Annotated in this window: 19 protein-coding genes; 9 read left to right on the top strand and 10 right to left on the bottom strand. The window is 72.3% G+C overall.

Going from position 1 to position 21,742, the window contains the following annotated elements; genetic code table 11:
* Positions 1 to 2 precede the first annotated feature (2 nt).
* Both NR112_RS10775 and NR112_RS10770 read left to right on the top strand, forming a co-directional pair.
* Complete coding sequence (locus NR112_RS10775; RefSeq protein ID WP_308336856.1) at positions 3 to 701, top strand: TetR/AcrR family transcriptional regulator; 699 nt, start codon at positions 3 to 5, stop codon at positions 699 to 701.
* A 100-nt stretch (positions 702 to 801) separates the two neighbouring features.
* A complete protein-coding gene (locus NR112_RS10770) occupies positions 802 to 2,460 on the top strand; it encodes an ABC-F family ATP-binding cassette domain-containing protein (RefSeq protein ID WP_256794218.1) in 1,659 nt (552 codons plus the stop codon).
* Between the two features lie 12 nt (positions 2,461 to 2,472).
* Here the strand turns inward: NR112_RS10770 and NR112_RS10765 are convergent, their stop codons facing one another.
* Entirely contained in the window at positions 2,473 to 2,736 is a 264-nt protein-coding gene (locus tag NR112_RS10765; protein WP_256794217.1) for a GlsB/YeaQ/YmgE family stress response membrane protein, read from the bottom strand.
* Positions 2,737 to 2,764: 28 nt separating this feature from the next.
* A complete protein-coding gene (locus NR112_RS10760) occupies positions 2,765 to 3,835 on the bottom strand; it encodes a YhjD/YihY/BrkB family envelope integrity protein (RefSeq protein WP_256794216.1) in 1,071 nt (356 codons plus the stop codon).
* A gap of 99 nt (positions 3,836 to 3,934) precedes the next feature.
* Here NR112_RS10760 and zwf point away from each other — a divergent pair, with 99 nt between their 5' ends.
* From zwf to NR112_RS10740, 4 genes are all read left to right on the top strand, one after another.
* Positions 3,935 to 5,368 (top strand): glucose-6-phosphate dehydrogenase, encoded by a 1,434-nt coding sequence (gene zwf, locus NR112_RS10755; protein ID WP_256794214.1) that lies wholly within the window; start codon positions 3,935 to 3,937, stop codon positions 5,366 to 5,368.
* A gap of 186 nt (positions 5,369 to 5,554) precedes the next feature.
* Positions 5,555 to 8,278 (top strand): AAA family ATPase, encoded by a 2,724-nt coding sequence (locus NR112_RS10750; RefSeq protein ID WP_256794212.1) that lies wholly within the window; start codon positions 5,555 to 5,557, stop codon positions 8,276 to 8,278.
* A gap of 60 nt (positions 8,279 to 8,338) precedes the next feature.
* Positions 8,339 to 8,611 carry a hypothetical protein gene (locus NR112_RS10745; protein ID WP_256794210.1) on the top strand — a complete coding sequence of 91 codons (273 nt, stop codon included), beginning with the start codon at positions 8,339 to 8,341 and terminating at the stop codon, positions 8,609 to 8,611.
* Positions 8,608 to 9,138, top strand: a complete 531-nt coding sequence (locus NR112_RS10740) for a cupin domain-containing protein (RefSeq protein ID WP_256794208.1) — start codon at positions 8,608 to 8,610, stop codon at positions 9,136 to 9,138. Before NR112_RS10745 ends, NR112_RS10740 begins: the two co-directional genes overlap by 4 nt.
* Positions 9,139 to 9,297: 159 nt before the next feature.
* Here the strand turns inward: NR112_RS10740 and NR112_RS10735 are convergent, their stop codons facing one another.
* The 3 genes from NR112_RS10735 to NR112_RS10725 form a co-directional block, all read right to left on the bottom strand.
* Positions 9,298 to 9,795 carry a hypothetical protein gene (locus NR112_RS10735; RefSeq protein WP_256794206.1) on the bottom strand — a complete coding sequence of 166 codons (498 nt, stop codon included), beginning with the start codon at positions 9,793 to 9,795 and terminating at the stop codon, positions 9,298 to 9,300.
* A gap of 67 nt (positions 9,796 to 9,862) precedes the next feature.
* A complete protein-coding gene (locus tag NR112_RS10730) occupies positions 9,863 to 10,918 on the bottom strand; it encodes a Gfo/Idh/MocA family protein (RefSeq protein WP_256794204.1) in 1,056 nt (351 codons plus the stop codon).
* Positions 10,915 to 11,463, bottom strand: a complete 549-nt coding sequence (locus NR112_RS10725; RefSeq protein WP_256794201.1) for a DinB family protein — start codon at positions 11,461 to 11,463, stop codon at positions 10,915 to 10,917. Before NR112_RS10725 ends, NR112_RS10730 begins: the two co-directional genes overlap by 4 nt.
* Positions 11,464 to 11,481: 18 nt before the next feature.
* Between NR112_RS10725 and NR112_RS10720 the strand changes: the two genes are divergently transcribed.
* Complete coding sequence (locus tag NR112_RS10720; RefSeq protein ID WP_256794199.1) at positions 11,482 to 12,678, top strand: diacylglycerol kinase family protein; 1,197 nt, start codon at positions 11,482 to 11,484, stop codon at positions 12,676 to 12,678.
* Positions 12,679 to 12,693: 15 nt separating this feature from the next.
* Here NR112_RS10720 and efeB read toward each other — a convergent pair whose 3' ends face one another.
* The 3 genes from efeB to efeU all read right to left on the bottom strand — a co-directional run bounded on the left by efeB (position 12,694) and on the right by efeU (position 16,119).
* Entirely contained in the window at positions 12,694 to 13,989 is a 1,296-nt protein-coding gene (efeB, locus tag NR112_RS10715) for an iron uptake transporter deferrochelatase/peroxidase subunit (protein ID WP_256794195.1), read from the bottom strand.
* Positions 13,986 to 15,167: an iron uptake system protein EfeO gene (efeO, locus tag NR112_RS10710; protein ID WP_256794192.1), complete on the bottom strand. Its 1,182-nt coding sequence runs from the start codon at positions 15,165 to 15,167 to the stop codon at positions 13,986 to 13,988. The genes efeB and efeO overlap by 4 nt, the downstream gene beginning before the upstream one ends.
* Positions 15,168 to 15,237: 70 nt before the next feature.
* A complete protein-coding gene (gene efeU / locus NR112_RS10705; RefSeq protein ID WP_256794190.1) occupies positions 15,238 to 16,119 on the bottom strand; it encodes an iron uptake transporter permease EfeU in 882 nt (293 codons plus the stop codon).
* 113 nt (positions 16,120 to 16,232) lie between these two features.
* Between efeU and NR112_RS10700 the strand changes: the two genes are divergently transcribed.
* A complete protein-coding gene (locus tag NR112_RS10700) occupies positions 16,233 to 16,907 on the top strand; it encodes a DUF2461 domain-containing protein (protein ID WP_256794188.1) in 675 nt (224 codons plus the stop codon).
* Between the two features lie 27 nt (positions 16,908 to 16,934).
* On the opposite strand, the gene NR112_RS10695 is transcribed toward NR112_RS10700, so the two are convergent.
* Positions 16,935 to 17,798, bottom strand: coding sequence for a methyltransferase domain-containing protein (locus NR112_RS10695; protein ID WP_256794186.1), 864 nt, complete (start codon positions 17,796 to 17,798; stop codon positions 16,935 to 16,937).
* A gap of 80 nt (positions 17,799 to 17,878) precedes the next feature.
* Between NR112_RS10695 and NR112_RS10690 the strand changes: the two genes are divergently transcribed.
* Entirely contained in the window at positions 17,879 to 19,060 is a 1,182-nt protein-coding gene (locus tag NR112_RS10690) for an NAD(P)/FAD-dependent oxidoreductase (RefSeq protein ID WP_256794184.1), read from the top strand.
* Between the two features lie 123 nt (positions 19,061 to 19,183).
* On the opposite strand, the gene NR112_RS10685 is transcribed toward NR112_RS10690, so the two are convergent.
* The gene (locus NR112_RS10685; protein WP_256794181.1) at positions 19,184 to 21,715 is read right to left on the bottom strand and encodes a CHAT domain-containing protein; all 2,532 of its coding nucleotides are present in this window, start codon (positions 21,713 to 21,715) and stop codon (positions 19,184 to 19,186) included.
* Positions 21,716 to 21,742 lie beyond the last annotated feature (27 nt).

Here is a 21,742-nt window from a genome sequence, read left to right as displayed (position 1 = left end):
GCGTGGCCGTGACCCTCGCCGACGCGGGAGGCGAGGCCGCGGTGTCGATGCGCCGCATCGCCCGCGAGCTCGGCGTCACCCCCATGGCGCTCTACTGGCACTTCGCCGACAAGCGCGCCCTGCTCGGCGCCATGGCCGAGCAGGTCATCCTCGAGACCCACTTCGACGACGACCCCACCGCGGACTGGCGCGACCGCTACCGCAACGTGCTCGCCGCACTCGTCGACCTGCTGCATGCTCACTCGTGGATGGGCCGCCTCGTCATCGAGCGCGTCGTGCTGCTGCCCAGCTACCTCGCCGCGCTGGAGACGATGCTCGACAGCCTGAGGGTCGCCGGGCTGGCACCGGACCTCGCCGCCATGGTGGTTCAGCAGTCGGTGCAGACCGTCGTCGGCCTCGTCGACCACGAGCCGCCGAAGGTCGTCCCCGAAACGGAGGCCATCGAGCGTGCCGTGGTGGAGGCGTCATTGCGCGACCTCGACCCGACCGAGTTTCCCAACGTCCGCGCTGCCGCTGCCAGCCTCGTGAGGGAGCCACACGTGGACGACTACTACCGGACAGGCCTCGACACTCTCGTCGGCGGCATCGAGGTCGTCGCGGCGGCCCCGGCCACCGCGAGGGTCGTCGCAGCCGGGGACTGCCGGCCCCACGAGCGCGACAAAAGCGGTGGACGTCGCCCGGCCACACCGCATACGGTCTGACCCGTGTGGATCTCCTGATGCCTCGTGCCCGCCCGCCGCTGACCTGTCGACGACCGTCTGACGTCACCCGCGGGGCCCTGCCGACCATCAAGGACCCCCCATGTCATCCACCCTCACCATCTCGGGCCTCGACGTCGCCTTCGGGGCGCGCACCCTCTTCTCCGGTCTCGACCTGACCCTGGCCGACGGCGACGTGACCGCCGTCGTCGGCCCCAACGGGTCCGGCAAGTCGACCCTGATGCGCATCATCGTCGGCGAGCTGCCCGTCGAGGCCGGGACGATCCGTCTCGCCCCGCGCGACGCCACCATCGGCTGGCTCCCCCAGGTCGTGCCCGACCCGTCGGAGACCCTCCTGACGTATGCCCGTCGCCGGACCGGCGTCACGGCCGCCGAGCTCGAGCTGGAGACCGCGTCCGCCGCGCTCGCCGCGGGGGACGACGGCAGCGAGGACCGTTACGCCGAGGCGCTCGAGCGCTGGCTGGCCCTCGGTGCCGCCGACCTCGACGAGCGGCTGCCCGAGGTCGCAGCCCGCGTCGGGCTCGACATCGCGTCGGATCGTCCGCTCGGCACCCTGTCCGGGGGGCAGGCCGCGCGAGCCTGCCTCGTCGCCGTCCTGCTCAGCCAGTACGACGTGCTCCTCCTCGACGAGCCGACCAACGACCTCGACGCCCGCGGACTGACCCTGATGGCCGACTTCGTCGCTGCGCACGAGGGCCCGATCCTCGTGGCCAGCCACGACCGGGCCTTCCTCGACGCCGTCGCGACGAGCGTCGTCGAGCTCGACGTCAAGCAGCGGCGGATCGGCCACTACGCCGGCGGCTGGAGCAGCTTCGTCTCGCAGCGCGAGCTCGCCCGCGCGCACGCGTGGGAGGCGTACGAGGGGTATGCCGCCGAGCGGGACTCGCTGCTCGCGCAGTCCCGGCAGCGGCACGACTGGGCCGACCGGGGGCGGCGCAACGTCGCCCTCGGCAAGGAGCCCGACAAACACATCCGCGAGAAGCACAAGGCCCGGGCCGACCGCCAGGCGGCGAAGGGCGGCCGGCTCGAACGGGCCGCCGACCGCCTCGACGCGGTGGAGCAGCCCCGCAAGGAGTGGCAGCTGCGCTATGCGATCACCGAGGGCCGACCCTCCGCCGACGTCGTCGCCACCCTGTCCGACGCGGTCGTCGAGCGCCACGGCTTCCGGCTCGGCCCGGTCAGTCTCGTCGTCGGTCGGGGTGACCGGATCGCGCTCGTCGGCGACAACGGCTCGGGCAAGACGACGCTCCTCGGTGCCCTGCTCGGAGACCTGCCGCTCGCATCCGGTCGCCAGAGCCTCGGCACGCGGGTGGCCGTCGGCACCATCGACCAGCGTCGGCACCTGCTCGACGACGATGCCTCGGTGCTCGACGTCGTGCGGCGCGAGCTCGGGACCCACCCGAGGTCGGGGAGCGAGTGGCCGGTCGCCGAGGTGCGCACCCTCCTCGCGAAGTTCGGGCTCGGGTCCGAGCACGTGTCACGTCCGGCGCGGAGCCTGTCGATGGGCGAGCGGACGCGGGCGCTCATGGCCCTCTTCCAGGGCCGCGAGGTCAACGTCCTCGTGCTCGACGAGCCGACGAACCACCTCGATGTCGACGCGATCGAGCAGCTCCAGGCCGCCGTGGCGGCGTTCGGGGGGACGGTGCTCGTCGTCAGTCACGACGAGAGCCTGCTCGACGGCATACGCCTCACCCACCGGTGGGTCGTCGGGCAGGGTCGCGTCCGGGTGGAGGCGCTCTGAGCCCGCGTGGGGTCAGCGGGTGACGCTGCGGGTGCGGCTCCAACGCCACACGGCCGTCACGATGACCGCGCCGACGATCGAGCCGAGGATGCCGCTCGGGCGCAGTGTGAGGCCGTCGCCTGCGAGGAGGCTCGCGAGGAGACCACCGACGAAGGAACCGACGAGTCCCGCGACGATGGCCATCGTCCAGTCGACGCTCTTGCCCTCGCGTCCCAGGATGAGCTGGGCGGCGGCGCCGACGAGCATGCCGAAGAGGATCATGCCGATGATGAGCATGGGCCGAGCATAGGCCCACCGAGCCGGCTCAGGCGCGGTTGTCGCCCGAATCCTCCGCGGACGGAACCCCGGCCGGGTCGGCCGTCACACGCACGGACGGTGCCGCGGCCTGCTCGAACTGCTCGACCCGCTCGATGAACAGCATCAGCGACGCGTCGAAGTCCGGGTCGAAGGTCGGGTCCTGGTGGCGCAGCCACACCCGGTTGAGGACAGCGCAGCCCACGATGAGGTGGCCGGCGACGAGGAGCCAGACGAGGACGGCGCCGGCGACGCCGAGAGAGCCGTAGAGCGCCGAGGAGTGCTCGATCTTGGCCGGCAGGTAGACGCGGCTGACGACGTGCAGCGTGGCGAGACCCACTCCGAACAACAGTCCCCCGGGCAGCAGGTCCGTCCACGACCGACGCCGGTCGGGCAGGTGCAGGGTGATGAGCACCCAGCCTGCGCCGGAGATCGCCGCCTGGCTGACGAACGACAGCAGGACGCCGCCCGGCAGGAAGTTGTCCAGCCTCACGACGAGCGCCGCACCGAGGAAGATGCCCAGCCACGCCGCACCGAAGACCAACGTCGCGCCGAGCAGCTCGCGCTGCGTGCGACGGGGCACCTGGGCGTCCCAGACGTGCGCGTTGACGATGACGAGGTTGCGCATGAGGGTGCGTGTCGTCCACAGCGACAGGACGAGCCCGACCAAGACCGCCACCAGCCATGACCCACGAGACTGGTCGAGGGCCCCCGCGATCTCGTGGCGCACCGCGCCGGTCACGCCGGCGAGGTCGACGGTGTCGTCCGCAGCGCCGGGCATCAGGGTGCTGAGCCCGGACACGAGGCCGGCGGCGAGCAGTGCCAGGGGGAGCAGCCACAGGAAGGTGCGGAACGCGACGGCACTCGCGAGCAGCATCCCCTGACGGGCGACGTAGAGGGCCGCCATCTCGAGCGGGACCTTGACCGCGGGAAGGCGACGGGACAGCTCCATGTACTTCCGGGCATACCGGGTGGCGGTGTCCTCGCCGCGCGACCGCAGACGTGCCAGGCGCCCCGACGACAGCTCCGCCGTCCCCCTGTCGGCGGGCAGGTCTGCGTCGTGCCCGGCCCCATGTGCCATGGCTGAGGTTCCCACGGCTGATGCCTCCGTGGTAAGGCTTCGCACGTTCGGACCGGACCGCACCTCCCGCTGGCGGCGGATCTGCGCCACGCTGGACCCATGCCAGCCACCACGGTCGTCCTCTTCGGCGCCACGGGAGACCTGTCCAAGCGCAAGCTGCTCCCGGGGATGTTGCACCTGCACCAGTCCCAGCTCCTCGAGGGGTTGCGCGTCGTTGCGACCTCGCTCGACGAGCTGACCCGTGACGAGTTCCTCGACCTCGTGTTCGCCTCGATCCGCGAGCACTCGAGCCACGACGTCACCGACGAGGACCTGCGCGAGTTCGCCGACCGGATCCACTGGGTGCCGGGCAGCGCCGGGCCGCAAGGCATCCGGGATGCCGTCGACGAGTCCGAGGCGATCCTCGGGCCCGAGGCGTGGCGCCTGCACTACCTGTCGGTGCCGCCCAAGGCGGCGCTCGCCGTCGTGCATCAGCTCGAGCAGGCCAAGCTCGTCGAGCGCAGCCGGATCATCATGGAGAAACCCTTCGGCACCGACCTCGAGAGCGCCCGCGCCCTCAATGCCGAGCTGCACCAGGTGTTCCGGGAGGAGCAGATCTTCCGCATCGACCACTTCCTCGGCAAGGAGGCTGCCCAGAACATCCTCGCCTTCCGCTTCGCCAACGGGCTCTTCGAGCCGATCTGGCACCGCAACCACATCGACCACGTCCAGATCGACGTGCCCGAGACGCTGGGCCTCGCGCAGCGGGCCGACTTCTACGAGAGCACCGGCGCGTACCGCGACATGGTCGTCACGCACCTCTTCCAGGTGCTGGCCTTCACGGCGATGGAGCCGCCGACCGCTCTCGAGCCGCACGCCATCAGCGAGGAGAAGAACAAGGTCTTCCGGTCGATGTCGCCGATCGAGCCGCACGACGTCGTGCGCGGGCAGTACGTCGGCTACCGCGCCGAGCCGGGTGTCGCGCCCGAGAGCCAGACCGAGACGTTCATCGCCCTCAAGTGCTACGTCGACAACTGGCGATGGGCGGGCGTCCCCTTCTACCTGCGCACCGGCAAGCGCCTGGCCGACAGCGCACGGATCATCTCGATCGCGTTCAAGGAGCCGCCCCGCTCGATGTTCCCGCCGGGCTCGGGCGTCGGTGACAACGGGCCCGACCACCTGACCTTCGACCTCGCCGACAAGGCGCGCATGTCGCTGTCCTTCTACGGCAAGCGACCGGGTCCGGGGATGAAGCTCGACAAGCTGTCGATGCAGTTCTCCATGGGCGAGACGAGCTGGGCGGGTGCCGTGCTCGAGGCCTATGAGCGGCTCATCTACGACGCGGCGCGTGGCGACCGCACCCTCTTCACGTCGGCCGAGGGCATCGAGCGCCTCTGGGAGATCAGCCAGCCCCTCCTCGACAGCCCGCCGATCGTGCGCCCGTACGACCCCGGTACGTGGGGCCCGAACCAGATCCACCAGCTCGTCGCGCCCTTCACGTGGCGGCTCCCCTTCGAGCGACGCTGGCGCGACCCCAACACGACCGGAGCCTGAGCCACACCGCGAGGCGTATGCGTCGGGCTACGCTCGCGCACCACGTCTGGTCCCGCCGATGATCCTCGTTCGGTCGCCGCACACGCACGGCTTCACGGATACTGGGCTGTGGCTCCGCGAGGGCCGCCTGCCCGGCCAGGCATGGCGCCGTCCGGCGCGAGGGCCCCCTTCCAGAGGAGGCGGGAGATGTCGGGGTCGGAGACCGTCGGGCGGGACGGGGAGCGCGCGTCTGTCTCCGCGTTCGTCGCTGGGGTGCCCGACTCACCGTCCGCGTTGGTGCTGGAGGGCGAAGCGGGCATCGGCAAGTCGACGCTCTGGCTCGAGGGCGTGGCCCTGGCTCGCGCTCGTGGGCTCAGGGTGCTCTCGTCGCGGCCGGCCGAGGCGGAGCGGGCTCTCGTCCACGTCGGCCTCGGCGACCTGCTCGAAGAGGTCCTCGACGAGGCCCTTCCGACCTTGGCGTCCCCCCGACGGAGTGCGCTCGGTGTCGCGATGCTCCGCGACCCGGCCTCCGGCGCCCCGGTGGACCACCGTGCCGTCGCCCTCGCGGTGCGCGATGTGCTCCAGCAGCTCGGCGAGCACGCACCGATCCTGGTTGCCGTCGATGACGTCCAGTGGCTGGATGCGTCCTCAGGCGCCGCGCTCGCCTTTGCGTTCCGCAGGCTCCCGACCAGTCCCGTTCTGGTGCTGCTCGCTCGGCGACCGCTCGACGGACCGCAGCCCCACACTGTTGAGGGGGCACTCCCCCCAGATCACCTGCTGCGTGTGCCGGTCGGGCCGCTGAGTGCCGGAGCCCTGCACCGTCTGCTCCTCGACCGACTCGGAACGAGCTTCGGCCGGCAGACCTTGCTGCGGATCCGGGAGCAGTCGCGCGGGAACCCGTTCTTCGCGATGGAGCTGGCGCGCATCCTGGGTACGGACCGCACACCATCAGAACCGTTCCCGGTTCCGAAGACGCTCGAGGACCTGCTCGGTGCCAGGATCGCCGGGCTGCCCGGCCCCACCTTGCAGGCCTTGTCCTTCGTGGCGGCTTTCGGCTCGCTCACGGAGTCGATGCTGCGGGGGACGGGGATCGAGCCCGGCGTGGTCCAGCCAGCCGTCGCAGCGCACGTCATCGAGCTGATCGACGGGACGATCCGGTTCACCCATCCGCTTCTGGCATCGGTCGTGTACCGCGACCTCGGCGAAACCCGGTGGCGCGTTCACGCGACGGTCGCTCGGCTGTCCGAGGATCCTCTGGTCCGGGCCCGTCACCTCGCCCTGTCAAAGGACCACGCGAACGCCGAGGTGGCGGCCGTGCTCGACGAAGCGGTGGTGCTGGCGCGCGAGCGCGGGGCCGTGGCGGCCGCGGCAGAGCTCGCCGAGCATGCCCTGAGGCTGACCCCGTCGGACCAGTCCGAGGCGCGATGTCGCCGAACACTGACATCGGCTCGTACCCATCAGGTCGCCGGCGAGTGGACGCGGGCCAGGACCATGGCCACCGACCTCATGAAGCAGACGGAACTTGGCTCCTGGCGCGCGGAGGCCCTGGTTCTCCTGGCCGAGCTGAGCGTCGACAGGGTCGCCGAGTTCCTCCTCGCGGCGTTGAGGGAGACGAGCTCACCCGCGCTCCAGTCGATGATCCATTGCCGGCTGGCCTGGGCGATGCGCTTTCAGCCGGGATTCGACCATGCTGCTGCGGCCCTCGAGCTCGCCGAGGGGTTGGGCGACGCCGAGCTTCGAGCGCGCGCCCGTGCCGTCCAGGCAATCCTCGACTGGTTCGCCGGCACGGCTCCCACCCCGGGCGATCTGGAGGCCCTGGTCGAGCACCTGCCCAGCGCCCTGGGAGGGGAACGGCTGGTGCAGGAGGCGACGCTGGCGATCGTGCACACCCTGGCGCCGGTCTCCAGAAGGGGACTGGCCCGCAGCCTGCTCGAACGCGAACATGCCGAATGGTCCGAGCGGGACGAGCCGCGCAGCGCCCGCGCACTGTGGGGCCTCGCCTGGGTCGAGTTCTGGTCCGGGCACTGGGAGCTCGCTGGGCAGCATGCCGCCCACGCGCACGAGATCGCCAGCCAGTACGGCCACGAGGTGCCGCAGGACCACCTGCCGATCGCCGTCATCGCCGTGCATCGAGGTGAGCTGGAGCTGGCCCGCGAGCACACCGAGCGGGCGATGGTCCTGGCCGACGAGCAGTTCGGCTTCCACCCGCCCCAGCATGTGGCGGTGCTGGGCATCGCGGCCCGGTGGAGTGGGGATCCTTCCGCCGCTCTCGGCCATCTCGCCCAGGCCGATCGGACGGCAGCCATGCTGGGCTGGGGCGAGCCGAGCGTGCGGTGGTGGACGCCGGACCACGTCGAGCTCCTCCTGGAGCACGGCCGCGTCGACGACGCCGTCGACCTCCTCGACCTCTGGGCCACGGACGCAACCCGGACCGCCCGTGAGTGGACGCTCGCTCACGTGACCCGGTGTCGCGGATTCGTCGCGGCGGCCATGGGGGAGGTCGAGACTGCCTTGGCGCTGCTGGGGCAGGCCGTCACCGCTCATGGTGATGTCGGCGATCCCTTCGGCCGCGCCCGTGCGCAGCTGATGCTCGGCACGGTCAGGCGGCGCGCCCGGCAGAAGAGCCCGGCCCGAGCGGCGACCGCGGCCGCTCTCGAGACCTTCGAGGCGCTCGGCGCCGGGTGCTGGGCCGACACGGCGCGCGCCGAGCTCGGCCACATCGGTGGGCGCACGCGCGCGGACGGACTGTCACCGGCCGAGCAGCGCGTCGCCTCGCTCGTGGCTGAGGGTCGGACCAACCGCGAGATCGCAGCCGCCCTGTTCCTCGCGGAGCGCACCGTGGCGAGCCACCTGACCCACATCTACCTCAAGCTCGGCGTGCGGTCGCGCACGGAGCTCGCCGGCCGGTTCCACACCGCTGACCAGCCATAGAGCGCAATGTCGAGGGGTTCTGGCGATTCCTCCTGACCGGCCGCGGCCCTACCGTCAGGCATGCCGAACTACGTCGTCGAGACCTATCTCTCCCGGGAGCAGACGCGAGAGCGCTCTGCCCACGAGGACCGGGTCCGCGCGGCTGCGGCGAAGCTGACGCGGGAGGGCACGACCGTCCGATTCGAGTTCGTGATCCACGTACCCGAGGACGAGACCTCCTTCTACGTCTTCCACGCGCCGTCGGCACACCACTCTGCGCTCGCCGCGCAGGATGCCGGGCTCGTCGCGATCCGCGTGGTCGAGGCCCTCACGTCGAAAGGGACGGAACAATGAGACGGAAACTGATCGTGGCGGCTGTTCTGGGGCTCTCGGGCGCCGCCCTCTACGGCGGGGCCGCCAGCGCGACCCCACCCTCGGGCATCAGCAACCCACCGTGGTCGCCGGTCGTCGGCCGCTTCCAGGGCGGGATCGATGCCAAGGCCAAGACAGATGTCGACGCCGGCACCGCCACAGCCTTCTGGAAGGTGAGCATCTCTGCCAAGGGAGCCACCGACGTCCACATCCTCGAGAACATCATCGCGCCGGGGGGCACCTTCGGATGGCACAGCCATCCGGGTCCCAGCCTGGTCATCGTCAAGTCAGGCACCCTGAGCGTCTACCACGCACCCGACTGCACGCCCCAGGAGTACGGGCCTGGTTCACCCCTCGGCTCGACCTTCGTCGACGAAGGTGGCGATCTGCACGTGGTGCGCAACAACACCACGGTGGTCGACGACGTCTACGTGGTTTCGTTCGTGCCGGCTGGGTTCGCTCGACGTATCGACAAGCCGAATCCCAACCCGGCCATCTGCCCCAGCTGAGGCCGAGGTCTGGCCCGGCACCGCACGGATGCACCCCGGCGATCGACCGACTGAGGCCGGTTCGCCGGGGCCACCGTTCCGCGGACGCGCACGACCGGTCAGGGATGGCGCGCCGGCCTCGCCGGCCCGCCACTGCGAGACGCCCGTGATGGTCTCGGCCTAGCGAGCGTCCTTCTTGGCCTGTCGGCGGGCGCCCTGCGACTGCGACGAGGCGTCCCGCTTGAGGCCGCCCGTCGTCTTCGTCGCGCGCCGCTTGCCGGAGGGCAGCGACGCGGCGCCGGTCGACGACGCCGCTGATCCAGGGCCCGTCCCGGCCTTCACCTCGCGTGCGGCGGCGAGGCGCTCGGCCTTGAGGTCGGCTGCGGCAGCCCGCGCGACGACGCCGAGTCGCGCGCTGACTCGCGCTAGCGCCAGCTCGAACACCTCGGCCCGGTCGGCGTTGAGCCGGTTGGCCGGCCGGGCGGCGCCGCGGGCCCCCTTGGCCGCGACTCGCGCGCTGGCCTGACGCCGGTAGAGACCGACGTGCTTGGTGCGGGCCCGACGCACTCTCTGGTGCAGCTCGATGAGCTCGTCCTCGGAGAGCTGGGCGAGGCGGGCCGGCTCGGTCTCGCGGACGAGGTCGGCCTGGTCCGCCGTGAGCGATGTCGTCGTCGTCATGGCACTCGATCCTCGTCGCGCCGACGTCGGTGGGCATCACCTGTTGGGGGTGATGCCCACCCCCACCTCACTCGCCGGGGTAGACGACCCCGACCTGACGGCGTACGGCATCCATCGTCTCCATGACGCGCAGCGTCGTGGCGTGCGGCATGAGCGGCGACTCGGTCTCGCCGGCGACGAGGCAGCGGGCGAACTCGGCCGCCTCGTAGGAGAAGCCGCGCACGTCCTCGGTGAGGCCACCGGGCCGCTCGTCGATGACCTCGTTGTCGGGGCCGACGAGCCGGATCGTCGAGCCCGGACCGTAGAAGGCGCCGGACAGCTCGAGGCGGGCCAGCGTGCCGGCGACCACCGCGGCGACCGGTGTGACGGCGGCCATCGTGCACGAGAGCACGCCATGGGCTCCCCCGGCGCCCGTGACGGTGATCGTCGTCGTCGCGTCGACGCCGAGGTCGGTCAGCGTGCCTGTGGCCGCGACGGAGGACGGTGCGCCGAGCACGAGGTCGGCGAACGACACGGGGTAGACCCCGAGGTCGAGCAGGGAACCGCCCGCGAGCTCGGGCTGCGAGAGGCGCGCCGGGCCGCCGGGGTAGAGGCGCTGCCCGTGGTCCGCGAAGACGGCGACGAGCTCGCCCATGAGACCCGTCTCGACGACGCGCCGCACGACGTCGTAATGCGGCAGGAAGCGGCTCCACATCGCCTCGACGACGAGCAGGTTCCGTGCCTCGGCGGCCGCGAACACCTCGCGGCCTTCGGCGGCACTGCGGGTGAAGGCCTTCTCGACGAGGACCGGCTTGCCGGCCTCGAGAGCGAGCAGCGCGTGGTCGCGGTGCTCGGAGTGAGGCGACGCCACGTAGATCGCGTCCACCTCCGGGTCGGCGACGAGCTCCTCGTAGGAGCCGTGGGCCCGCGGGACCGAGAACTCGTCGGCGAAGTCCTGAGCCCGCTCGCGGCTGCGCGAGCCGACGGCGACGACCGACGACGACGTCCCGACCGCCACGGCGTCGGCGAAGGCGTGCGCGATACCGCCCGGCGCGAGGACGCCCCACCGGATGGCGGGGGCGTCGTGCGGGTCGGGCGTGCGCGGCTCGGGCAGCTGGAGGGGCACGTCGATGGGCAGGGTCATGCGTTCACATCCCAGAGGTGGTGGCGTATGTCGTGGGTGAAGTAGAGCGCGAGGGTGCGGGCCGTGAACTCCGAGCCGTTGCTGCGCAGGGCCGGCCACTCCCACTGCGTACCCGCAGGGAGGGCGTATGCCGTCGCCGCCGCCTCGAACGCCGCCGCGACCTCGCGTGCCACGACGTCGGGGTCGGACCGCCAGTACTGCCGCTCGACGGCGGTCTCGTCCTGGTCCCAGTCGGCGAAACGGACGACCGCGCCGCCACTGGCCACGATCTGCTCGAGCCGGCCCCGCATGACGTCGCAGACGTCGCGGACGTGGCAGGTGTACTCGAGCGGCGACCAGACGCCGTCGGCCGGGCGCTGGCGCACGTCGTCGCGACCCAGCGCGGCGGCATACCGCTGCCCCGCGTCGCGGAGCAGAGCCGGCACGTCGGCGGGCTCGACGGCCGCGGCGTCGAAGCCGCAGTCGGGGCACGGTCGGCTCAGGACCCACGTCCAGTCCGCGTCGTCCGGCGTCGACGGCCCGGGGTCGGTGAGGGGCTCGCTCATGGCGCCCAGCCTAGGGCCGTGACGCCCAGTGGCGAGCGGCAGTTCGGGGAGTCCACCGTGCGGGGGATACCGTATGTCTTCGTGCTCAAGGACTACCTGCCGTGGATCATCGCCGGCCTCGTCGTGCTGGCGCTGGTCATCGGAGGAGTCGTCCTGACCCGCGTCGCTCCTGAGGCGACCGCGACCCTGCGCCGTCGTCCCCGCCCGCCGCGCGACCACTTCCGTAGCGGCGACGAGAGCCCAGCGCCGCTCAAGCGGGCCGGGATCGTCATCAATCCGACGAAGTTCACCGACCTGCCCGCGGTGCGCGGGCGGATCACCGCCACGTGCCTCGCGAACGGCTGGGGCGAGCCGCACTTCTACGAGACGACCGTCGAGGACCCCGGTCAGGGGCAGGCCGCGCAGGCCGTCCGGGACGGCGTCGACCTCGTGTGCACGCTCGGCGGCGACGGCACCGTGCGCAACGTCGCGACCGCCCTCGTCGGCACCGAGACGGCCCTCGGCATCCTGCCGGCCGGCACCGGCAACCTGCTCGCGCGCAACCTCGACCTGCCCGTCTCCCTCGAGACGGCCGTGGCGGTCGCGCTGACGGGCCGCAACCGGCGCATCGACGTCGGCGAGCTCGTCCTGGGTGCGGCCGCGGGCGACGCCGCCGACGCCGACGCCGATGCCGACGAGGCGGTCGAGCCGGCCGAGCCGGTCGAGCCCGAGACGCACTACTTCCTCGTCATGAGCGGCGTCGGCATGGACGCGCAGATCATGGCCGGCACCAACGAGAACCTCAAGGCCAAGGTCGGCTGGCCCGCCTACATGGTCTCGGGCCTCAAGCACCTCGTCTCCCCCGAGTTCCGCATCTCCGTCAAGGTCGACGACGACCTCGAGTTCCGCCGTCGCGCAAGGATGGTCGTCATCGGCAACTGCGGGCGCCTCCTCGGCGGCCTCGTGCTCATGCCGAACGCCCGCGTCGACGACGGACAGCTCGACGCCGTCATCGCGTCCCCGCGCGGGGTCGTCGGCTGGGTGCCCGTGGCGACGCGGGTCGCGACCCGGCAGCGCAAGGGTCACCCGACCCTGGACCACAAGGCGTGCAAGGAGATCCGCGTGCGCACCGACCGGCCCGTGCCCGTCCAGATCGACGGTGACGTCATCGGCGAGGCCACCGAGGTCAGCGCTACCGTGCGCCCCGGCTGCCTCACGGTGCGGGTCAGCCAGTAGGGATCCGCGGCCGAGTCAGGCGAAGAGCGTCTGGCCCCAGTGCTGCCCGTCCTGCAGACCGGGTGGGCAGGCGAAGACGGCAGAGCCGTTGTGCTCGATGTACTCGTTGAGCACGTCGGCCTTGGCCAGCGCCCGCTGCATCGGCACGAACTGCCTCTCCGGGTCGCGCATGTAGGCGAGGAAGAAGAGGCCCGCGTCGAGGTGGCCGACGCCGTCGGAGCCGTCGGTGAAGTTGTAGCCGCGCCGCAGGATGCGTATGCCGCCGAGCTGGCTCTCGTGGGCGAGGCGCACGTGGGCGTGGACGGGGATCGCCGGCTGGCCGTCGGGGCCCTTCTTCGCGAAGTCGAGCGTGTCGAACTCCTTCGCCTGACCGAGCGGCGCCCCCTCCTTCTTGTCGCGACCGATGATGTCCTCCTGCTCCTGCAGGCTCGTCCGGTCCCAGACCTCGATGTGCATGCGGATGCGGCGCGCGACGAGGTAGGAGCCGCCGGCCATCCACGCGCCGCCGCCGGTCTCGTCGTCGGGCGAGACCCACACGTGCTGGGCGAGGCCCTCGGGCTCCTCGGCCTTGACGTTGTTGGTGCCGTCCTTGAAGCCGAACATGTTGCGCGGCGTGGCCTGCGCGGTCGACGTCGAGGACGTGCGGCCGAAGCCGAGCTGCGACCAGCGCACGGCGACGACACCGAAGCCGATGCGCACGAGGTTGCGCACGGCGTGGACCGCGACCTGCGGGTCGTTGGCGCACGCCTGGATGCAGAGGTCGCCGCCGGTTCGACGCGGGTCGAGCTGGTCGCCGGTGAAGGCGGGGAGGTCCTGGAGCGCGGCCGGGCGCTTCGGGGCGAGGCCGAACCGGTCATCGAAGAGGGACGGACCGTAGCCGATCGTGATCGTCAGCCCGGAGGCCGGCAGGCCGTATGCCTCGCCCGTGTCCTCGGGGGGCCGGTTGGGGCCGCCACCGACGAGTCCGCCGGGCGCCGCCTCGGCTCCGGCGGTCATGCGCTCGGCCGCACGGGTCCAGTCCTCCAGGAGCTGGCGCAGCTGCCCGCGGTCCTTCGTCACGACGTCGAGCGCGACGAAGTGGAGCCGGTCCTGGGCGGGCGTGACGATGCCGGCCTGGTGTTCGCCACGGAACGGGATGGCGGCGTCGAGCGCGAGGGCGGGTGCCGCGTTGGACGTCGGGGCACCTGCGGCACTGGCGTCGTCACCGCGCGAGACGGCATACACGGTCCCGGCGCCGGCCACGACGCCCGCGACGGCAGCCGTGCCCGAGGCACCGAGGAGCCGACGGCGGCTGAGTCCCTCGTGGCTCACTTGGCCTCCACGACCCCGGGGACCTTGGAGACCTGCTCGGAGAGCGCGTCGAGCGAGACGGTCAGCTCCTTGATGTCGGCCTGGGTGAGCGCGGTGTAGCTCGTGTAGTCGGCACCGGTCTTGTGCTTGGCGAGCAGGCTCGACAGCTCCTCGAAGTCGGCGTCGAGGGCCTTCTGCAGGGCGGGGTCACGCTCGACGATGACGGGACGCAGCACGGCGAGCGCCTGGCGCGAGCCCTCGAGGTTGCCGTCGAAGTCCCAGAGGTCGGTGTGCGAGTAGCGCTCCTCCTCGCCCGTGATCTTGCCCGTCGCGACCTCGTCGAGCAGTGCCTTGGCGCCGCCCGCGATCGACAGCGCGGTCGGCTCGACGGTCTTGCTCTTCGCGGCGATCTCGGTGACGTCGGCGAGCAGCTGGTCGGCGATCGCGCCGGAGTCCTTCTGGAGGCCGTCCTTCCACAGGTCCTTCTCGAGGCGGTGGTAGCCGGTGAACGCCATGCCGTCGGCGAGGACGTCCTCGCGGCCGTCGATCTTCGGGTCGAGGTCGCCGAAGCTCTCGGCGACCGGCTCGATGGCCTCCCACGGGTGGCGAGCCTGGGCGTAGAGCGACTTGGCCTTCGCGACGTCACCGGCCTTGACCGCCGCGACGAACTCCTTGGTGCCGGCGACGAACTCGTCGGCCTCGGAGGCGACGAAGGCCCTGTAGTCGGTGATCGCCTGGGCCACCTTGGAGTCGGCGCTACCCTTCGCCGCCGTGCCCGTCACGGTGAACGCGCCGCGGATGCCGTCGCCGACCATGCCGGGCTTGCACGAGGTCGTGAACGTGCCGGGCTCGGTGATCTCGACCTTGAGCTCGCGGCTCAGGCCGGGCGTGATGTTCTCGACCTCGGAGACGATGCGGTCGCCCTCGGCGTAGAGGTAGAACTCGTTGACCTTGCTGCCCGAGTTCGTGACCTGGAAGGTCAGGGTGCCGGCCTTGGCCGTCGTGGCACTGAGCGTGCACGCCGTGTCGGTGGCGCTGACGGTGATCGGCCCGCCGGCACCACCGGCCGCGGTGGATCCGGCCGTGGCGGCAGGCTTGTCGGCGCAGCCGGCCAGGGCGAGGGCCGCGGCGAGCGACACGGCGACGGGCACGGCGGCGCGCACGGCGCGGGCCGCAGGACGCAGGGCAGGGCGGAACATGGTGGTTCTCCTGGAGGGCTTCGGTGTGAGTGCGAAGGGGGGCCGGACGGACGAGTCGGGAGCCGACGGCTCAGGCGGCGACCGTGGGACGTGCGTCGCTCGTCGGGCTCGCGGCCGGAGCCTGCTGGCTCGGGTGGGCCGGGCGGGCCGGGCGGGCCGGGCGCAGGAAGAGGGTGAGGACGACGCCGACGTAGAGCACCCAGGCGATGGCCTGGAGCACGGTCGTCGCGGGCGTGAAGTTGAAGATGCCCTTGAGCAGCGTGGCGTACCAGCTGCCCGGGTCGACGGTGGCGCTGACGTCGAAGGCGAGCGCCGTCAGACCGGGCAGGAAGCCGGCCTCCTGGAGGTCGTGGATGCCGTAGGCGAGGATGCCGGCCGCGACGAGGACGAGCAGGATGCCGGTGTAACGGAAGAACCTCGCGAGGTTGATCTTGACCGCGCCCCGGTAGATGAGCCAGCCGAGGACGACAGCGCCACCGAGACCGATGACCCAGCCGATGAGCGGCTGGTTGTTGCCCTGGCCGGCAGCTTCGGTCGTGGCGTAGAAGAAGATCGCCGTCTCGAGGCCCTCGCGCCCGACGCCGAGGAAGGCGACGAGGGCGATCGCGAGCGGGCCCATGTCCAGCGCCCGGTCGAGCTTGCCCTTGAGCTCGCCCGAGATGGTCCGCGAGGCGGTCTTCATCCAGAAGACCATGAAGGTCACGAAGACGACCGCGAGGATCGAGGCACTGCCGCCGATGAGCTCCTGGGCCTCGAAGGTCAGCTGCTTCGTGCCGTAGGTCAGCAGGGCGCCGAGGGCGACCGACAGTGCGACGGCGACGCCGACCCCGGTCCAGACGTGACGCAGGGCCCAGCGGCGGTCGGTCTTGACGAGGAAGGCCACGAGGATGACGACCACGAGGGCCGCCTCGAGTCCTTCTCGGAGTCCGATGAGCGCGTTGCTCGCGAGCACGGGTGCCTTCTCTCAGGTTGTTCTCAGCATTTACGCCACGGCGACGTGACGGAATTCAGGAAAGCACAGGTAAGCCTTGCCTAACAACCCGGCCCCGGTGTCAGAGTCGCCACATGAGCACGCCTGAGCCCTCGCCGTCCTTCTCCGGCTTCCCTCCCGGCGCCCTGTCCTTCTACGCCGAGCTCGAGGACGTGAACTCACGGGACTGGTGGATCGCCCACAAGGAGGTCTACGAGCGCGACGTGCGCGAACCGATGCTCGCCCTGCTCGACGGCCTCGAGGACGAGTTCGGCCCGGCCAAGCTGTTCCGACCGAACCGCGATGTGCGCTTCAGCGCCGACAAGTCCCCCTACAAGACGCACCAGGGCGCGCTCGTGGGCTCCGGCACGGTGCTCGGCTACTACGTGCAGGTCAGCGCCGACGGCCTGCGCGCGGGCGGGGGCTTCCGGGCGGTGAGCCCGGCGCAGACCGCCCGCTTCCGGGCAGCCGTCGACGCCCCGTCCAGTGGTATCGGGCTCGAAGCCATCCTCGAGACGTTGCGCGGCAAGGACTTCGAGCTGATGGGCGAGCAGGTCAAGACCACTCCGAGGGGGTATGCCGCCGACCACCCCCGCATCGCCACGCTGCGTCACAAGGAGCTGATGGTCTCCCGCGACTTCGGCGCGCCGGCGTGGCTGTCGACGACGCGGACCCTGACCGAGGTCCGGGACACGTGGCGGGCCGTGCGACCGCTGACGGCCTGGCTCGCGGAGCACGTCGGCGACGAGGAGCCCGCGTCCCGGCGGTGACGGGCCGGGACCCACGGCCGACACCGGTCAGCCGGGCTTGCGACCGATGACCCCGAACATCGTCACGGAGATGAAGGCCGTGCCGCCCCGCGCCGCGGCCATGAGGTCGGCGAGGAGCCGGTCGGCCTCATCGCGGGTCAGCGCGCCCTCCTGCACCGCGGCGTCGGCGTTCCGGTGGACCACACCGCTGCCGAGCAGCGCGCGCGGCGGCATGACCAGCGCGGCCGAGCCGATGTCGTGATCGACGAGCAGCCCGGCGGCCCGGAGCTGGTTCGGAAGGTGTCGCGCCGCGAACGGGTTGGGCATCCGTCCCCAGTTGGCCTCGGCGTAGCGGCGCACGAGGGCCGGTTCGCCCGGGTGGCTGATGAGGGTGCCCCAGTCGCTGTCGAGGACGGCGGCGCGTCCACCGGGCGCGAGCACCCGTGCGAGCTCGTGGGCCGCAGCCTGCGGGTCGGCGAGGTGCTGGAAGACGCGCTCGCAGCGCAGCACGTGCACGGCACCGTCGGCGAAGGGCAGGTCGGCGGCGTCGCCGTCGATGAAGGTCGCGGCGGACCCGAGCAGGGCCGCTCGACGCGACGCCTCCTCGCGCAGGCCGGGGTTGGGCTCGACACCGACCGCGCGGCCGTTCGGTGCGACGGCCTCGGCGAGACGGCGCAGCTCCGTGCCGAGCCCGGCCCCGACGTCGACGACCGACTCCCCCGGCTCCGGCGCGAGCGCCTCGAAGGCCCAGGCCCGCAGGCGTCGGACCGCAGGCTGCTGCTCCTGCGCGTCGAGGAGCGCGACGAGGGTGGCGACGCGGGCAGCGCCGCCCTCGCCGATCCGCTCCCGCGTGAACATGTTCGGGGCGGCACCCGGCTCCTCTGGAGGAGTCGGACCCGACTGAGGGGTCACCGTTCCAGCATGCTGCCCACCGTTCGGATCGGGGCGGGGTTTGCCGAGAACTGTCGAGGGTGGGCGACTAGGTTGGGCCGGTGACCCAGCGCAGCGTCCCGGTCGACGCGTACATCATCGGTGCCGGCCCGGGCGGCCTGGCCGTCGCCGCCGCCCTCAAGGCCCGCGGGCTGCACGGCGTCGTCCTCGAGCGCAGCAACGGCGTCGGCACGTCGTGGCGCAGCCACTACGACCGGCTGCACCTGCACACACCGCGTGAGCTCTCCGGCCTTCCGGGCTTCCCGATCCCGAAGGAGATGGGCCGCTGGGTGGCGCGCGACGACGTCGTGCGCTACCTCGAGCTGTATGCCGCCCACCACCGGCTCGACGTGCGCCTCGGCACCGAGGTGAGCCGGGTCGACCCGTCCGCGGACGGTGACTCGTGGACGCTCACGCTCGCGGACGGGACGAGCCTCACGGCGCCGTACGCCGTCGTGGCCACGGGCTTCAACCACACGGCTCGCGAGCCGGACGTGCCGGGCCTTCAGGGTTACTCCGGTGAGGTCGTGCTGGCGCGGGACTACCGCAACGGAGCGGCCCACGCCGGCAAGGACGCCCTCGTCGTGGGCACGGGCAACACCGGCACCGAGCTCGCCGTCGACCTCGTCGAGCACGGCGCCGCGCGCGTGCGCCTGGCCGTGCGCACGGTGCCGCACATCCTGCGCCGCAACACGGGACCGTATGCCGCGCAGTACACCGGCATCGCCGTGCGGCGCCTGCCCACGGCCTTCGTCGACAAGGTGGCACCGATCGTCGGCCGGCTGCAGACCCCTGACCTGTCGGCACAGGGAATGCCCCGTCCCGACACCGGACTGCTGACCCGGGTCGAGCGCGACAACGCGATCCCCGTGCAGGACGTCGGCATCATCGACGCGATCCGGACCGGCGCCGTCGAGCCGGTGGCCGCGCTGCGCGAGTTCGACGGCGACAGCGTCGTGCTCGCCGACGGCACACGCCTGACGCCCGACCTCGTCGTGCTCGCGACCGGCTACAGCCAGGGGCTCGAGCCCCTCATCGGGCACCTCGGGGTGCTCGACGGGAAGGGCCGCCCGGTCGAGCGCGGCGGGCGGACGGCGCGCGGCGCCAAGGGCTTGTGGTTCACCGGCTACACGAACCCGATCTCCGGCATGCTCCGCGAGCTGTCGATCGACGCCCGCAAGATCGCCCTCGCCATGGCCCTGCGCAAGCGCCGCGAGATCAAGGCCCGCCGCAGGGCCGCCTGACCCGCCACCGACCGCCACCGACCGCCACAGAGCCGACCGAACGCCGCGTTCGGTCCCGAACTCACGGTTAGAGCAATGAGTTCGCCATCGAACGCTGCGTTCGGTTCGGGATGGGGGGCGCACTCAGGGGCGGTGCTGGCCACCGAGGTTGAGAAAGGCTGCGGCCACGTCGTCGGTCTCGGCCACCGCGCGGGCCAGGGCCTCGTCGCTCGGCAGGCCCGAGGCGAGCAGCTCGTGGTGACGCGTCATCGTCGTCGCGGCGACGTCGTCGGGCACGGGCGAGACCGCCGCGACGACCGAGCGGGCCCCGAGGGAGAGCAGCGACAGGGCGAGCCCGAGCGACTCGTGACCGGGTCGGGGTGAGGTGAGCCCGACCTCGCAGGCCGAGAGCACGACGTGGTCGGCGCGCACCCCCGTCGGCTGGAGCTCGTGCGCGAAGACGGGCCCGTCGTGGAGCACGAGCGAGGAGAAGAGCGGCGACTCCACCTGATGGGTCCCGTGCGCGGCGACGTGGACGACACCGGGCCGCGCGAGCGCGTCGACGAGCTCGATCCGACGGGACGGCTCGGCGAGGCGGGCAGCCTCGCCCCACGTGCCGACGATGCTGCGACCCTCGCCCGACGCGCGGGGCACCGACGGGCCGACGCTGACGTGGACCGGTGCCGGCCGGGGGGTCTCGTCATGGGACGAGGCCCGGCGGGTGAACGACGTCAATGACAGGGCAACCGTGAACGGTCGCCCCGTCATCGACGGCAGGAGCGCCCACGGGAGCGCCGACAGCTCGGGGCACGTCACGACGACGAGGCCGCGGTCGGTGCGCCACGGCCGGAGCAGTCCGTCGTCCAGCTCGGTCGCGCTGGCGCGCAGCGAGGACCAGACGGCACCGCCGAGCGGGCCGAGGTGGTGCGTGGCCGCGGCCCGCAGGTCGACGCGGATGCGTTGGGCGAGCTCGGCGGCACGGTCGGCCGGCATGAGGTCACGCAGCGTCGCCCGGCCTCCGACGACCCCGACCGCGCCGATGCGGCCGCGGTGCCGGAAGAACCACACGAGATCACGGTCGACGCGGCCCAGGTGCTCACGGGCCGCCCGGACACGCACGGGCACCGCACGGGAGGCACCGCCGCTGCGGCTCAGGGCCCAGTCGCGGTCGCGGATCTGCCGCTCGAGGCGGGAGGCGTGGTCGTGCAGCTCGCGTGCCTGCTCCGGGTCACTCTCCCCGCGCAGGTGCCCCCGGACGGCGCGCAGCTGCTCGGTGAGCCGCGCGAGCTGCTCGTCGTCGGGTCGCCCGAGCGACGGCAGACGGTCGGTCGCGCTGCGCCACCGCTCGAGGGCCTCGAGCACGGCGCCGCTGCCCCGCGGCACGGCGAGCTCGAGGTCGAGCTCGGAGAGCCGGGCTCCGTGGACCGCACGAGCAGTGCGCAGGTCGAGGCTGGCACTGCCCTCCTGACCGGCGGCGAGACGACGGGAGGCGCGAGCCAGGATGCGTCGGGCCGGCGTGAGGTCGCCCGTGGCGACGAGCGTCATCGCGGTGACGGCCGCAGCATCGAGCTCGTCGGAGAGCGACCCGGTGGAGACCCTCTCGAGGCTGAGTAGCCGCGTGTTGGCTCCTGCCGGGTCACCGGTGAGCAGCAGGGCCTGAGCGGCGACGACCCGAGCGCTGTCGGCGAGCTCCGAGTCCCCGAGCTCGGTCGCCGTCTCGGAGAGCTCGTCGGCCGTCGCAGCCGCAGCCGCGGCGAGCGCCACCGTGGCGTCCGCGCCACCCTCGAGCCCGTCCCGCTCACGACCACGACGGGCGCGCCGCTGGCGGTCCAGCTCGACGAGCAGGCCGACGAGCATGGCCTTGGCCGCCCAGGCGGTCGCTCCGATGCGGGCATACGTCTCGCGAGCCGACGCCGCGGCCGAGGCTGCCAGGTCGAGGTGGCCGAGGAGCCGGTGCGCGCGGGCCAGGGCGAGCTCGAACTCGGCCCGCATCTGGTCGTGGCCGTCGCCCTCGAGGGCCTCGAGGCCGCCGTGCAGGGCCTCGACGGCCTCCTGCACGAGCCCCGCCTCGAGCAGCACCTGGGCACGGTCGAGGCGCGCCGGTCCCGTGAAGACGTCGGACTCCAGCTCCTCGGCGAGCGCCATACCGGCGAGGGAGCGCGGGATGTCACCGAGGAGGTAGGCGGCATACCCCTCGTTGTGCCGGGCCATGAACTCCTGGGCGACCTCGCCGAGCTCGTGCGCGAGGCGCGCCGCCTCGGCGAAGGACTCGAGCGCCTCCTGCGGCCGCAGCAGCTCGAAGGCGAGCATGCCGCGGCTCAGGTGCACCGAGCACTGCTCGCGCTCGGTGAAGGCGTCGAGGCGGCGCACCGCCCCTTCGAGCCCGTCCCACGCCGAGGCGAGGTCACCGACGCGGCCGTGGATGTTGGCGCGCTGGTAGTCCAGCCGGGACCGGAGCGCGTCGTCGTCGAGCTCGTCGACGAGCGTCTCGGCCTCGGCGAGCCGGGCCAGGGCGGCCTCCACCCCGGACAGCATGAACTCGGTCAGGGCCAGCGTGATGAGGGTCTTGCACCGCAGCTCGAGACGGTCCCGTGAGGGCGCGGCGTCCGCCACGCGCTCGATCTCGTCGAGAGCCGCCGTCAGCGAGCGCGCCGCGTCGACCGGCCGGCCGGCCATGTTGTCCGCGGCACCCTGCTCGCGCAG

This window comes from Terrabacter sp. Ter38 (assembly GCF_024519435.1).
In the GTDB taxonomy this organism is placed as follows: Bacteria; Actinomycetota; Actinomycetes; order Actinomycetales; family Dermatophilaceae; genus Terrabacter.
The sequence above is the reverse complement of the archived record's forward strand: the minus strand, read 5'-3'. Positions and strand labels throughout refer to the sequence as shown.

Excerpts from the sequence above, each read along its gene's own strand:
- NR112_RS10770 (WP_256794218.1), top strand. The coding sequence starts at position 802 with ATGTCATCCACCCTCACCATCTCGGGCCTCGACGTCGCCTTCGGGGCG.
- NR112_RS10740 (WP_256794208.1), top strand. The coding sequence starts at position 8,608 with ATGAGACGGAAACTGATCGTGGCGGCTGTTCTGGGGCTCTCGGGCGCC.
- zwf (WP_256794214.1), top strand. The coding sequence starts at position 3,935 with ATGCCAGCCACCACGGTCGTCCTCTTCGGCGCCACGGGAGACCTGTCC.
- NR112_RS10730 (WP_256794204.1), bottom strand. The coding sequence starts at position 10,918 with ATGACCCTGCCCATCGACGTGCCCCTCCAGCTGCCCGAGCCGCGCACG.
- NR112_RS10765 (WP_256794217.1), bottom strand. The coding sequence starts at position 2,736 with ATGCTCATCATCGGCATGATCCTCTTCGGCATGCTCGTCGGCGCCGCC.
- NR112_RS10745 (WP_256794210.1), top strand. The coding sequence starts at position 8,339 with ATGCCGAACTACGTCGTCGAGACCTATCTCTCCCGGGAGCAGACGCGA.
- NR112_RS10760 (WP_256794216.1), bottom strand. The coding sequence starts at position 3,835 with ATGGCACATGGGGCCGGGCACGACGCAGACCTGCCCGCCGACAGGGGG.
- NR112_RS10725 (WP_256794201.1), bottom strand. The coding sequence starts at position 11,463 with ATGAGCGAGCCCCTCACCGACCCCGGGCCGTCGACGCCGGACGACGCG.
- efeO (WP_256794192.1), bottom strand. The coding sequence starts at position 15,167 with ATGTTCCGCCCTGCCCTGCGTCCTGCGGCCCGCGCCGTGCGCGCCGCC.
- NR112_RS10685 (WP_256794181.1), bottom strand. The coding sequence starts at position 21,715 with ATGGCCGGCCGGCCGGTCGACGCGGCGCGCTCGCTGACGGCGGCTCTC.
- NR112_RS10700 (WP_256794188.1), top strand. The coding sequence starts at position 16,233 with ATGAGCACGCCTGAGCCCTCGCCGTCCTTCTCCGGCTTCCCTCCCGGC.
- NR112_RS10750 (WP_256794212.1), top strand. The coding sequence starts at position 5,555 with ATGTCGGGGTCGGAGACCGTCGGGCGGGACGGGGAGCGCGCGTCTGTC.
- NR112_RS10735 (WP_256794206.1), bottom strand. The coding sequence starts at position 9,795 with ATGACGACGACGACATCGCTCACGGCGGACCAGGCCGACCTCGTCCGC.